Origin of the sequence: Enterobacter sp. EC_50 (assembly GCF_019584525.1) — a bacterium.
Classification (GTDB): domain Bacteria; phylum Pseudomonadota; class Gammaproteobacteria; order Enterobacterales; family Enterobacteriaceae; genus Enterobacter; species Enterobacter roggenkampii.
Genome location: NZ_VDAF01000002.1, coordinates 267,433 through 281,343, shown reverse-complemented (window position 1 = coordinate 281,343; position 13,911 = coordinate 267,433). Strand labels below are relative to the sequence as shown.

10 protein-coding genes are annotated in these 13,911 nt (G+C 54.4%); 9 read left to right on the top strand and 1 reads right to left on the bottom strand.

The window, feature by feature from the left end; all coding sequences use genetic code 11:
- Positions 1-347: 347 nt before the first annotated feature.
- Positions 348-2,108 carry a 30S ribosomal protein S12 methylthiotransferase accessory factor YcaO gene (gene ycaO / locus FHC48_RS03095; protein ID WP_008499973.1) on the bottom strand — a complete coding sequence of 587 codons (1,761 nt, stop codon included), beginning with the start codon at positions 2,106-2,108 and terminating at the stop codon, positions 348-350.
- Positions 2,109-2,235: 127 nt separating this feature from the next.
- Between ycaO and FHC48_RS03090 the strand changes: the two genes are divergently transcribed.
- From FHC48_RS03090 to lpxK, 9 genes are all read left to right on the top strand, one after another.
- Positions 2,236-2,928: a DUF421 domain-containing protein gene (locus FHC48_RS03090; protein WP_023343682.1), complete on the top strand. Its 693-nt coding sequence runs from the start codon at positions 2,236-2,238 to the stop codon at positions 2,926-2,928.
- Between the two features lie 162 nt (positions 2,929-3,090).
- Complete coding sequence (gene serC, locus FHC48_RS03085; protein WP_021240877.1) at positions 3,091-4,179, top strand: 3-phosphoserine/phosphohydroxythreonine transaminase; 1,089 nt, start codon at positions 3,091-3,093, stop codon at positions 4,177-4,179.
- Between the two features lie 69 nt (positions 4,180-4,248).
- Positions 4,249-5,532 carry a 3-phosphoshikimate 1-carboxyvinyltransferase gene (gene aroA / locus FHC48_RS03080; protein ID WP_220420505.1) on the top strand — a complete coding sequence of 428 codons (1,284 nt, stop codon included), beginning with the start codon at positions 4,249-4,251 and terminating at the stop codon, positions 5,530-5,532.
- A 184-nt stretch (positions 5,533-5,716) separates the two neighbouring features.
- A complete protein-coding gene (gene cmk / locus FHC48_RS03075; RefSeq protein ID WP_220420504.1) occupies positions 5,717-6,400 on the top strand; it encodes a (d)CMP kinase in 684 nt (227 codons plus the stop codon).
- Positions 6,401-6,511: 111 nt separating this feature from the next.
- Complete coding sequence (rpsA, locus tag FHC48_RS03070) at positions 6,512-8,185, top strand: 30S ribosomal protein S1 (protein ID WP_008499966.1); 1,674 nt, start codon at positions 6,512-6,514, stop codon at positions 8,183-8,185.
- A 170-nt stretch (positions 8,186-8,355) separates the two neighbouring features.
- On the top strand, positions 8,356-8,643 hold the full coding sequence (gene ihfB / locus FHC48_RS03065) for an integration host factor subunit beta (RefSeq protein WP_008499965.1): 288 nt from the start codon (positions 8,356-8,358) through the stop codon (positions 8,641-8,643).
- Positions 8,644-8,856: 213 nt separating this feature from the next.
- The gene (locus FHC48_RS03060; RefSeq protein ID WP_059362032.1) at positions 8,857-11,121 is read left to right on the top strand and encodes a ComEC family protein; all 2,265 of its coding nucleotides are present in this window, start codon (positions 8,857-8,859) and stop codon (positions 11,119-11,121) included.
- Positions 11,122-11,156: 35 nt separating this feature from the next.
- Entirely contained in the window at positions 11,157-12,905 is a 1,749-nt protein-coding gene (gene msbA / locus FHC48_RS03055; RefSeq protein ID WP_008499963.1) for a lipid A ABC transporter ATP-binding protein/permease MsbA, read from the top strand.
- Positions 12,902-13,879: a tetraacyldisaccharide 4'-kinase gene (gene lpxK / locus FHC48_RS03050; RefSeq protein WP_045352035.1), complete on the top strand. Its 978-nt coding sequence runs from the start codon at positions 12,902-12,904 to the stop codon at positions 13,877-13,879. Before msbA ends, lpxK begins: the two co-directional genes overlap by 4 nt.
- Positions 13,880-13,911: the final 32 nt, after the last annotated feature.

Below are 13,911 nucleotides of genomic sequence, written 5' to 3'. Positions count from 1 at the left end.
ATTGATATAGATCATATCTCGCCTGGCTTATAGGCCCGCAATGTGTATGGATTTACAGCAAATGCGGAGTAAGTATTTGATTATCCGTATAAAAATAAATTTTAAAAGTTATGAAAAGAGTTGAATTTTTTCGTTCAGCCACCTCTTTATCAGTTAATTAATATGGAGTATTAACCATAAAAAGTAACAGTAAAGCCCAGATCAATATTATTATATTTACCCGTGTTTAACTTTATTATTACAATCAACAATCATTGCCGAAGGAAATAAAAAAAGGGGCAATGAAATTGCCCCGTAATATAGCCCAGACGATTGAATACGCCTACTGCTGGTAATGTTATGTGCGCTTATTTTGACCAGTAAGCGGCTTTTGCTTTCTGCAGCTTTTCGTAGGCCTTCAGCAGCGACTGATGCGCCGGGAAGGCTTTCAGATCGCTATCAACAGCCTGCAGGCCATAGAACGGCGCTTCGCCGCTCAGGGCTGCGCTGGCTGCTTCAACGGCCTCAGCGCCGTACATTCGCACGAAAGCATTCAGATATTGCAGCGGTTCGCGATCCTCTTCCTGTGCAAGCAGCAGCAGGGTTTGCAGGCAGCGGTAATAGTTGGTGCGCTCGGCAGAGAAGACCGACTGGTTGAACTCCATGGTCCACTCGGTCCAGGCCAGGGCCTGATCCAGATCGCCGCCCGCCAGGGCCAGCATCGCTTTCAACTCACCGATGCGCAGGGTGTACCAGCCGTTGTCTTTACCGGTCGCCAGGCCCAGGAGTTCGCGTACGCGGGTGAAATCATCGTGGCCTTCTTCGTCCAGCTGGGCGATCAGGTTCAGATAATCTTCTTTCTCCCATTCGCTGCCCGGCAGAGCCAGCAGCGTTTCACGCAGATGCGCGCCCATGCTGTTGTTCGCCAGCCACAGATCTTCCGCCGGATAGATATCAGACATGCCAGGCACGATGATGCGGCACGCGTAAACGCCCAGGTGCTCGTAATCGGCAATGTACACTTCCTGGTCTTCCGCGTTAAAGATCGCCATCAGCGTCGCGAACTCTTCTTCCGTGGTACCGGCAAAGCTCCAGTCCACGAACGGATAGTCCGCGTCCTTCTTGAACATATCCCAGGAAATTAAGCCGCTGGAATCGATGAAGTGGGTTTCGAGGTTGGTATGCTCGGCCACTTCTTCATCGTCAAACGTTGGCGGCGTAAACACGTCGAGATCTTTCAGGCTACGGCCCTGGAGCAGCTCGGTAACGGTACGCTCCAGCGCCACGCCGAAGTCCGGGTGCGCGCCGAAGGAGGCGAAGCAGGTGCCGTTGGTCGGGTTAAACAGCACGACGCAGATCACTGGATACTTGCCGCCCAGCGAGCCGTCATACGCAAAGATTGGGAAACCTTCTGCTTCCAGCTTGGCGATGGATTCCACCACGCCCGGGTAGCGCGCCAGCACCTCTGCCGGAATTTCAGGCAGGCTGATGGATTCGGCAATAATGCGGTTTTTGATATGACGCTCGAAGACTTCAGACAGCCCCTGCACGCGCGCTTCATTGCGGGTGTTACCGGCGGACATGCCGTTAGACACATACAGGTTGCCGACGATGTTCATCGGGATATAGACGGTCTGCTCGTCAGACTGACGGGTAAACGGCAGGGCACAAATACCGCGATCGTCGTTGCCAGACTGCAGATCGATCAGCATGCTGGCGGTCAGTTCGTTTTCCGGATCGTAGAAGGCACGCAGGCGCGCGTCGAGAATTCCTTCCGGCAGTTCATCGTCTTCGGTCAGCGGGAACCATTTTTCGTTCGGATAGTGAACGAACGGGCCGTTGGCGATGGTTTCGCCCAGCCAGAAGTCAGCGAAGAAATAGTTGGTGGACAGACGCTCAAAATACTCACCCAGCGCGGAGGCCAGTGCCGCTTTTTTTGTCGCGCCTTTACCGTTGGTAAAGCACAGGGCACAGTCTTTATCGCGAATATGCACAGACCAGACATGCGGCACCGGATTGAGCCAGGAGGCTTCTTCGATGTTAAAACCCAGGTCGGTCAGTTTCTGCTGGAAGCGAGCGATGGAATCTTCCAGAGCGGCGTCTTTGCCGGGGATAAACGTTTGAGTCATGGCGTTCACTTTTATCGTACGTAAAGCGCGCAATGATACGGGTTTTGTGTGACGGGTGCTATCTCCGGCGAAAATAAAAGACTGGGCTATGCTTATTGTCAGTAACTCACTGTTAAGGCATAGAAAAATGAAAGCATTCGATCTCCAGCGGATGGCGTTTGATAAAGTCCCCCCTGAATTTTTAGGCGAAGTGGCGCTGCGTAGTCTGTATACCTTCGTTCTGGTCTTCCTGTTTCTTAAAATCACCGGTCGTCGCGGCGTGCGGCAGATGTCGCTTTTTGAAGTATTGATCATCCTGACGCTGGGTTCCGCGGCGGGGGATGTCGCCTTCTATGATGATGTGCCGATGGTGCCGGTATTTATCGTTTTTGTCACACTGGCGCTGCTTTACCGCCTTGTCATGTGGCTGATGTCGAAAAGTGAAAAGCTGGAAGATCTGCTTGAAGGGAAGCCGGTCGTTATCGTCGAGGACGGTCAGCTGGCCTGGGAAAATGTGCAAAGCGCCAATATGACCGAGTTTGAGTTTTTTATGGAGCTACGCCTCAACAGCGTGGAACAGCTCGGGCAGGTGCGTCTGGCGATCATGGAGACCAACGGGCAGATCAGCGTCTATTACTATTCTGACGATGAGGTGAGGCCGGGACTGTGCATCCTGCCGGATATGCTGGTCGAGCGTTTCAGAACCGTACCTGAGTCAGGCGAGTATGCCTGCGTGAGATGTAGCCATGTCGTCGCGATGCAGCCAGGGGATCGTCAATTATGCCCCCGCTGTGCAAATCCGGAATGGACGAAGGTTAGCCGGGCTAAACGCATCACCTGACAGCCATTTTGTCGGTTTTGTCCTGGCGAGGCGGCAGATTGTTTTGTGTGACGTGGGGCACATTTCACGGGTCATAAGTTTTAGACATTGCGGCGCGTGTCACTGAATGATAAAACCGATATCCACAGTTATAACTTATGGCTTTTAGCGTGGTGAGGGGAAATGGCTCAAGTCTTTAATTTCAGTTCAGGTCCGGCAATGTTACCGGCAGACGTGCTTAAACAGGCTCAACAGGAACTTTGTGACTGGAACGGTCTGGGAACGTCGGTGATGGAAATCAGCCACCGGGGTAAAGAGTTTATTCAGGTGGCGGAAGAGGCAGAAAAGGATTTTCGCGATCTGCTGAATATTCCCTCGAACTACAAAGTATTGTTCTGTCACGGCGGCGGACGCGGCCAGTTTGCAGGCGTACCGCTAAACATCCTGGGCGATAAAACGACGGCAGACTACGTTGACGCAGGCTACTGGGCGGCCAGTGCGGTGAAAGAAGCGCACAAATACTGCACGCCGAATGTGATTGACGCCAAAGTGACCGTTGACGGCCTGCGCGCCGTGAAGCCAATGAGCGAATGGCAGCTTTCTGATAACGCAGCGTATCTGCACTATTGCCCGAACGAAACCATTGATGGGATTGCCATCGACGAGACGCCGAACTTCGGTAAAGACGTCGTGGTTGCCGCTGACTTCTCCTCCACCATTCTGTCTGCGCCAATTGACGTCAGCCGTTATGGCGTAATCTACGCGGGCGCGCAGAAAAATATCGGCCCTGCAGGCCTGACGATTGTTATCGTGCGTGAAGACCTGCTGGGTAAAGCGCATACATCGTGCCCGTCCATTCTTGATTACACCGTGCTGAACGACAACGATTCTATGTTCAACACCCCACCGACGTTTGCCTGGTACCTCTCCGGCCTGGTCTTCAAATGGCTGAAGCAAAACGGCGGCGTGGCGCAGATGGACAAAGTGAATCAGCAGAAAGCCGAACTGCTGTATGGCGTGATCGACAAGAGCGATTTCTACCGCAACGACGTGGCGAAAGCTAACCGTTCCCGCATGAACGTGCCGTTCCAGCTGGCGGACAGCAACCTGGATAAAGTGTTCCTGGAAGAGTCCTTCGCGGCCGGCCTGCACGCGCTGAAAGGTCACCGTGTCGTGGGCGGCATGCGTGCCTCCATCTATAACGCGATGCCGCTGGAAGGCGTTAAAGCGCTGACCGATTTCATGATCGACTTCGAACGTCGCCACGGTTAATCGCGCTGTTTTCACCCCCGTAGCCCTGCTGCGGGGTTTTTATTATGTTGAGTTGAGAGTTAAGTTTTCATGGAATCCCTGACGTTACAACCTATCGCGCGGGTAGATGGCACCATTAATCTGCCTGGTTCAAAAAGTGTCTCGAACCGCGCTCTGCTGCTGGCAGCACTGGCAAACGGCACCACCGTCCTTACAAACCTGCTGGACAGCGATGACGTGCGCCATATGCTCAATGCGCTGAAAGCGTTGGGCGTTCATTACACTTTCTCCGACGATCGTACCCGCTGCGAAGTGACCGGCAACGGCGGCGCGCTACAGACGGGTGAAGAGCTTGAGCTGTTTCTGGGCAACGCGGGTACCGCGATGCGTCCGCTGGCGGCGGCCCTGTGTCTGGGGCGCAACAACATTGTGCTGACCGGCGAGCCGCGCATGAAAGAGCGTCCGATTGGCCATCTGGTGGATGCCCTGCGTCAGGGCGGCGCGCAGATCGAGTATCTGGAGCAGGAAAATTATCCGCCACTGCGTCTGCGCGGGGGCTTTACCGGTGGTCACGTTGAGGTTGACGGCAGCGTCTCCAGCCAGTTCTTGACCGCACTGCTGATGACCGCGCCGCTGGCGCCGCAGGATACGGTTATCACGATTAAAGGCGAGCTGGTCTCCAAACCGTATATTGATATCACGCTGCACCTGATGAAAACCTTCGGCGTTGAGGTGGAAAACCAGTCTTATCAGCGTTTTGTCGTGCGTGGGGCGCAGCAGTACCAGTCTCCGGGCAGCTATCTTGTTGAAGGCGACGCCTCGTCGGCATCTTACTTCCTGGCTGCAGGCGCGATCAAAGGCGGTACCGTGAAGGTGACCGGTATTGGCCGCAACAGCGTGCAGGGTGACATTCGTTTTGCGGACGTGCTGGAAAAAATGGGCGCGGTTGTGACCTGGGGTGATGACTTCATTTCCTGTACCCACGGCGAGCTGAAGGCCATCGACATGGACATGAACCATATTCCGGATGCGGCGATGACCATTGCCACGGCGGCGCTGTTTGCAAAAGGCACCACCACGCTGCGTAACATCTACAACTGGCGCGTAAAAGAGACTGACCGTCTGTTTGCGATGGCGACTGAGCTGCGTAAGGTCGGAGCAGAGGTGGAAGAGGGCGAAGACTACATTCGCGTCACGCCTCCTGCAAAACTGCAGGTTGCCGAGATCGGCACCTACAACGATCACCGTATGGCGATGTGCTTCTCGCTGGTGGCACTGTCCGACACGCCTGTGACCATTCTCGATCCGAAATGTACGGCGAAAACGTTCCCGGACTACTTTGAACAGCTGGCACGCATTAGCACGCTGGCCTGATGACTTTTGCCGCATCACCTGATGCGGCATTTCCTTACGCTTCCTGACGAACACTTCCGTTCATTTCTTCTACACTCTGCTTCAATCAATCCGTAATTTGCACGCAAAGGTAACAGTTGCGCACGTTGACGCGTATAATGCGCGGCGTTCATGTAAACGGTATGCCTTATTTAAGGAGAAAAAGATGACGGCAATTGCCCCGGTAATCACCATTGACGGGCCGAGTGGCGCAGGGAAAGGGACTCTGTGCAAAGCGATGGCGGAAGCATTGCAATGGCATCTTTTAGATTCGGGAGCAATCTATCGCGTGCTGGCCCTGGCTGCGCTGCATCATCATGTGGACGTGGCGTCAGAAGAAGCGCTGGTTCCGCTGGCTGCGCATCTTGATGTGCGTTTCGTGTCGACCAATGGCAACCTGGAAGTCATCCTTGAAGGGGAAGACGTGAGCGGGGAAATCCGTACTCAGGAAGTGGCGAATGCGGCCTCTCAGGTAGCGGCCTTCCCGCGCGTTCGTGAGGCGCTGTTACGTCGTCAGCGCGCGTTCCGTGAAGCACCGGGTTTGATCGCGGACGGACGCGATATGGGAACCGTGGTATTCCCTGATGCACCTGTGAAAATTTTCCTTGACGCCTCTTCGGAAGAACGCGCTCAACGCCGCATGCTTCAGTTGCAGGAAAAGGGGTTTAGTGTTAACTTTGATCGCCTTTTATCCGAGATAAAAGAGCGCGATGGCCGCGATCGTAACCGCGCCGTCGCCCCACTTGTTCCAGCAGAAGATGCATTAGTTCTGGATTCAACCAGTTTAACTATTGAGCAAGTGATTGAAAAAGCGCTACAATATGCGCGCCAAAAACTGGCACTCGCGTAATCGCGACCGATTTAGCAGTACCCCCGCTGCAATGGATTGACGGCGGGTATGTGAAACAACCCCATCCGGCATGGAGCCAGGTGGACGTTAATATTAACCTGAAGATTAAACATGACTGAATCTTTTGCTCAACTGTTTGAAGAATCCTTAAAAGAAATCGAAACCCGCCCGGGTTCCATCGTTCGCGGTGTTGTTGTTGCTATCGACAAAGACGTAGTACTGGTTGACGCCGGTCTGAAATCTGAGTCCGCCATTCCGGCAGAGCAGTTCAAAAACGCCCAGGGCGAGCTGGAAATCCAGGTTGGCGACGAAGTTGACGTTGCTCTGGACGCAGTAGAAGACGGCTTCGGTGAAACCCTGCTTTCTCGTGAGAAAGCGAAACGTCACGAAGCATGGATCACGCTGGAAAAAGCTTACGAAGAAGCTGAAACTGTGGTCGGTGTTATCAACGGCAAAGTTAAAGGTGGCTTCACTGTTGAGCTGAATGGTATTCGTGCGTTCCTGCCAGGTTCTCTGGTAGACGTTCGTCCAGTTCGTGACACCCTGCACCTGGAAGGCAAAGAGCTTGAGTTCAAAGTAATCAAGCTGGACCAGAAGCGTAACAACGTTGTTGTTTCCCGTCGTGCCGTTATCGAATCCGAAAACAGCGCAGAACGCGATCAGCTGCTGGAAAACCTGCAGGAAGGCATGGAAGTCAAAGGTATCGTTAAGAACCTCACTGACTACGGCGCATTCGTTGACCTGGGCGGCGTTGATGGCCTGCTGCACATCACCGACATGGCGTGGAAACGCGTTAAGCACCCAAGCGAAATCGTGAACGTGGGCGACGAAATCACTGTTAAAGTGCTGAAGTTCGACCGCGAGCGTACTCGTGTATCCCTCGGCCTGAAACAGCTGGGCGAAGATCCATGGGTAGCTATCGCTAAGCGTTACCCAGAAGGGACTAAACTGACTGGTCGCGTAACCAACCTGACTGACTACGGCTGCTTCGTTGAAATCGAAGAAGGCGTTGAAGGTCTGGTGCACGTTTCCGAAATGGACTGGACCAACAAAAACATCCACCCATCCAAAGTTGTTAACGTTGGTGATGTAGTGGAAGTGATGGTTCTGGATATCGACGAAGAACGTCGTCGTATCTCCCTGGGCCTGAAGCAGTGCAAAAACAACCCATGGCAGCAGTTCGCGGAAACCCACAACAAGGGCGACCGTGTTGAAGGTAAAATCAAGTCTATCACTGACTTCGGTATCTTCATTGGCCTGGACGGCGGCATCGATGGCCTGGTTCACCTGTCTGACATCTCCTGGAACGTTGCAGGCGAAGAAGCAGTTCGTGAATACAAAAAAGGCGACGAAATCGCTGCAGTTGTTCTGCAGGTTGACGCAGAGCGTGAGCGTATCTCCCTGGGCGTTAAACAGCTCGCAGAAGATCCGTTCAACAACTGGGTTGCACTGAACAAGAAAGGCGCAATCGTAAACGGTAAAGTGACTGCAGTTGACGCTAAAGGCGCAACCGTAGAACTGGCTGACGGCGTTGAAGGTTACCTGCGCGCTTCTGAAGCTTCCCGTGACCGCGTTGAAGATGCCACTCTGGTTCTGAACGTAGGCGACGACGTTGAAGCTAAGTTCACCGGTGTTGACCGTAAGAACCGTGCAATCAGCCTGTCTGTTCGTGCTAAAGACGAAGCTGATGAGAAAGATGCAATCGCAACTGTTAACAAACAGGAAGATGCAAACTTCTCTAACAACGCAATGGCTGAAGCTTTCAAAGCAGCTAAAGGCGAGTAATATCAGGTTCTCAGCATCATTTGCGCTGTAACGCATTTACAGCGCGAAGGATGAGGAGCAAACTTGACAGATTACAGGATTCGTCCTGTAATCAATAACAAAGGGCGGCTACGGCCGCCCTTGTTTAATGAGCTGTTCAGCTAATTGGTTTGAAAGGAACCGGAGGAATCATGACCAAGTCAGAATTGATTGAAAGACTTGCCAGTCAGCAACCGCATATCCCTGCCAAGGCAGTGGAAGATGCCGTAAAAGAGATGCTGGAGCATATGGCCTCCACTCTTGCCCAGGGCGAGCGCATTGAAATCCGCGGTTTCGGTAGTTTTTCTCTGCACTATCGTGCTCCACGTACCGGGCGTAACCCGAAAACTGGCGATAAAGTCGAGCTGGAAGGTAAGTACGTTCCACACTTTAAGCCGGGTAAAGAACTGCGCGATCGCGCCAATATTTACGGCAACTGAGTTTAGCCAGCCGGTTAAACTGGGTTCGAAAGAAAGCACCTGCGGGTGCTTTTTTTGTCGCTGTCGCTTTCTTTCTCAAGGTGCCCCGCATTTTCCGTTTCGTTTTCTGCAACCCGTTAAATACCTTGCTGCGCTTGCCGTAAATCGTATTCTTCACACCTGACGACCGCTCAGCCTGCTTGCATACTGCCACCCTGAAACAGGGAGGTAGCAATGGGAATTCCCGCGCTTAGCATCTGCGCCATTCTGGCGATAGTTCCGTTACTCTGGTTACCTGAACTGCCTTCCCCCAACACCGTTTGGGTAATGATGGCTGGCGGGCTAGCGCTTGCTGCATGGCAAAACAGTCGACTGAAGTATGCGGGTATGACGCTGTTATTTTGTGCCTGGGGCATTTTTGCCGCGCAGGAGAGCATCTGGCCGATGCAGCATTTAACAACGGGGGCCGTGCAGGCTGAGATAGAGCTCACCGCGACCGACGGCGCCACTCAACATCAGGGAAGCATTCTAAGCGTCAATGGCAAGCGCTGGTGGGCCTCTACCGGCGTAACGCTGTATGGCAATTATCTGCCGCAAAAGGCGTGTGCAGGGCAGCGCTGGAGCGTGACGCTCAGGCTCAGGCCTGCACACGGCGAACTCAACGACGGCGGTTATGATTCTCAGCGCAGCGCTTTTGCCCGACATCAAACGCTGAGCGGGCGCTTCACCCGTGCGGAGATCGTCGACGGGCGCTGCAGCCTGCGAGCGCAATATCTGATGTCGCTGCAAAACCGACTTTCAGCTTACCGATGGGGAGCGGTTATCCTGGGGCTTGGGATGGGAGAACGCTTGGAAGTACCCCGTGAAATAAAAGACCTGATGCGGGAAACCGGCACGCTGCATCTGATGGCGATTTCGGGTCTGCATATCGCGCTGGCAGCCTCTCTCGTCTGGTTACTTGCACGTGGATTCCAGTTTTTATTACCCAGCCACCGCGTCCACTGGCAAATGCCTCTCCTTGCCGGGTTGTTCTTTGCTGCTTTCTACGCCTGGCTTACCGGTCTGCAACCGCCTGCGCTGAGGATGATCATCGCCCTTGCGGTGCTTGCTCTGTTGCGGATTACTGGCCGTCAATGGTCTCCCTGGCAGGTTTGGAGCTGCTGCATCGCGGCGATACTGATTAACGATCCCCTGGCCGTACTTTCGCAGAGTCTGGCTCTGTCAGCCTTTGCCGTCGCCGCGCTGATTTTCTGGTTTCAGTGGCTGCCTCTTCCCGACTGGAATTGGACACGACGGATGCGGCCGCTACTGAACCTGATTTATCTGCAGGTCGGGATGTTGCTGCTGCTCATGCCGTTACAGGTTCTGATTTTCCATGGCTTCAGCCTCTCATCCCTGGTCGCGAATCTCTTTGCCGTGCCCCTGGTAACGTTTGTCTCCGTCCCGCTGATCCTGCTCGGTATGCTGCTCCATTTGCTACCGCTGGCTGCGGTAGAAAGTGCCATCTGGTTTGCCGCCGATAAGTCGCTTGCGGGACTCTTCTGGCTACTGATGCGCCTGCCTAATGGCTGGCAGAATGTCGACCAGCGCTGGCAAATCATGGCATTACTGCCGTGGTTGAGTATTATTGCCTGGCGTTTTCGTGCCTGGAAAACCGTTCCTGCCATTTGTCTTGCAGGCAGTGTCCTGCTGACATTTCCCCTCTGGCGAGCGGCAAAAAGCGAGAGCTGGACGCTGCATATGCTGGATGTGGGGCAGGGGCTGGCCATGGTCATTGAAAGGCAGGGAAAAGCCATTCTTTATGATACCGGGCTCGCCTGGCCGGACGGAGACAGCGCGCAGCGGTTAATTATTCCCTGGCTTCGCTGGCATCACCTACGGCCAGAAGGAGTGATTCTCAGTCATGAACACCTCGACCATGCAGGAGGCCTCGCGTCGTTGCAAAAAGCATGGCCGGATATATGGGTAAGAAGCCCGTTACGCAGGACGGGGCACCGCCCTTGTTTTCGTGGGCAGAAATGGGAATGGCAGGGGTTAACCTTCACCGTCCACTGGCCTCCTGAAAATTACCCGGCCCAGGGGAATAACCATTCCTGTGTGGTAAAGGTGGACGACGGGGAGCAAAGCGTTCTGCTAACAGGGGACATTGAAGTGCAGGCGGAACAGGCTATGCTTAGCCATTACTGGCGTCATCTGAGGGCCACGCTCATACAGGTCCCCCATCATGGCAGCAATACCTCGTCTTCATTGCCGCTGGTACAGCGGGTGGAAGGACAGATCGCCCTGGATTCTGCGGCCCGCTATAACGCATGGCACTTCCCGTCGGCAAAAGTCGTTCGACGTTATCGAAAAGAGGGGTATATCTGGCACGATACCCCTCATTCAGGACAAATATCGGTGACATTCTCGCAACATCACTGGCAAATCCGGCGCTTGCGAGAGCAAATTTTACCACGTTGGTATCATCAGTGGTTTGGCGCGCCCGTCGATAACGGGTAGAATATGCGGCTATTTCAACAATGCTGGTTTTTTGAATGCATAACGACAAAGATCTCTCCACGTGGCAAACGTTCCGCCGACTCTGGCCGATGATTGCCCCTTTTAAAGCAGGCTTGATCGTGGCGGGTGTAGCGTTAATCCTCAACGCAGCCAGCGATACCTTTATGCTATCGCTTCTCAAACCGTTACTGGACGACGGTTTTGGTAAAACGGATCGCTCAGTGCTGCTATGGATGCCTCTGGTGGTTATCGGACTGATGATCTTACGCGGTATCACCAGCTATATCTCCAGCTACTGCATTTCCTGGGTATCCGGGAAAGTAGTGATGACTATGCGTCGTCGACTGTTCAGTCACATGATGGGCATGCCGGTTGCGTTCTTTGACAAGCAGTCAACCGGGACGCTGCTGTCGCGGATCACCTACGACTCCGAGCAGGTTGCCTCTTCCTCTTCCAGCGCGCTGATTACCGTTGTGCGCGAGGGCGCGTCGATTATCGGCCTGTTCGTGATGATGTTCTACTACAGCTGGCAGCTGTCGCTCATCCTTATCGTTCTGGCACCTGTGGTTTCTATTGCTATCCGCGTCGTCTCAAAACGCTTCCGTAATATCAGCAAGAATATGCAGAATACGATGGGGCAGGTGACTACCAGCGCAGAGCAGATGCTGAAAGGGCATAAAGAAGTGCTGATTTTTGGTGGTCAGGACGTTGAAACCAAACGTTTTGATAAAGTGAGCAACAAAATGCGTCTGCAGGGGATGAAAATGGTCTCGGCCTCTTCTATCTCCGACCCGATTATTCAGCTGATTGCCTCACTGGCGCTGGCGTTCGTTCTGTATGCGGCAAGCTTCCCGAGCGTCATGGAGACGCTGACGGCGGGTACCATCACCGTGGTCTTCTCCTCAATGATCGCCCTGATGCGTCCGCTGAAATCACTGACAAACGTCAACGCCCAGTTCCAGCGTGGGATGGCGGCCTGTCAGACCCTGTTCAGCATTCTGGATTCCGAGCAGGAAAAAGATGAAGGCAAACGCGTCATTGAGCGCGCGAACGGCGACGTTGAGTTCCGCAATGTGACCTTTACTTATCCTGGCCGCGAAACACCGGCTCTGCGCAATATCAACCTGACCATTCCGGCGGGGAAAACCGTTGCGCTGGTAGGCCGTTCCGGCTCGGGTAAATCGACCATTGCCAGCCTGATCACCCGTTTCTACGACATTGACGAAGGTGAAATTCTGTTAGACGGTCACGATCTGCGGGAGTATACCCTGCAGTCGCTCCGTAACCAGGTGGCGCTGGTCTCCCAGAACGTGCACCTGTTCAACGATACCGTGGCAAACAATATTGCTTATGCACGCACTGAAGAGTACAGCCGCGAGCAGATTGAGAACGCCGCACGTATGGCCTACGCCATGGACTTTATCAACAAGATGGATAACGGTCTGGATACCATCATCGGCGAGAACGGTGTACTGCTCTCCGGTGGGCAGCGTCAGCGTATCGCCATTGCCCGAGCGCTGCTGCGCGACAGCCCGATACTGATCCTGGACGAAGCGACCTCTGCGCTGGATACGGAATCTGAACGCGCGATTCAGTCGGCGCTGGATGAGCTGCAAAAGAACCGCACCTCGCTGGTGATTGCGCACCGTCTGTCGACTATCGAGCAGGCTGATGAAATCGTCGTGGTTGAGGATGGGGTCATTGTTGAACGCGGAAGCCATGCTGATCTGCTGGAACACCGCGGCGTTTACGCTCAGCTTCATAAGATGCAGTTCGGCGAATGATTGCACGCATCTGGTCCGGTGAATCCCCGCTGTGGCTGCTGCTTTTGCCGCTCTCCTGGCTCTACGGCCTGGTGAGCGGCATTATCCGTCTGCTTTATCGTCTTGGGGTGAAGCGGGCCTGGCGCGCGCCGGTGCCCGTTGTGGTTGTCGGTAATCTTACGGCGGGCGGCAACGGCAAAACGCCGGTGGTGATCTGGCTGGTGGAGCAGTTGCAAAAGCGCGGTATACGCCCGGGCGTGGTATCGCGGGGATATGGTGGTAAAGCGGCGCATTACCCGCTGCTGCTGACGGCGGAAACCACGACGGCTGAAGCGGGTGATGAACCGGTATTGATTTTCCAGCGTACTGGCGCCCCTGTTGCGGTCTCCCCGGTGCGCAGCGATGCCGTCCGGGCCCTGCTTGCCGAACATGCGGTACAGATCATTATCACTGACGATGGTCTGCAGCATTATGCCCTGGCGCGAGATAAAGAGATTGTGGTCATCGACGGGGTTCGCCGTTTTGGGAACGGCTGGTGGTTACCTGCCGGACCCATGCGCGAACGCGCTTCGCGTCTGACGTCCGTGGATGCGGTGATCGTGAACGGTGGTGAGGCGAAAACGGGTGAAATCCCGATGCACCTGCAGCCGGGTCTGGCAATCAACCTGGTGACGGGTGAACGCCGGTCGGTTTCAGAGTTGCCTTCACTGGTAGCGATGGCGGGCATTGGTCATCCGCCGCGCTTCTTCGCGACGCTGGAACAGTGTGGTGCCCGGCTGGAAAAACGCGTTCCGCTGGCCGACCACCAGGCGCTGTTGGAAGTGCAGGTCGCTGCCCTGACCGTACCCGGGCAGTCGCTGATCATGACCGAAAAAGATGCGGTGAAATGCCGCGCCTTTGCGAAAGATAACTGGTGGTATCTGCCGGTTGACGCCGAACTCAGCGGTGAGCAGCCGGAACATTTGCTCAAGGAACTGATTGCGTTGGTGCACTAAAGGCTTACGCGGTTCTGGTGGCGCTTTGACTG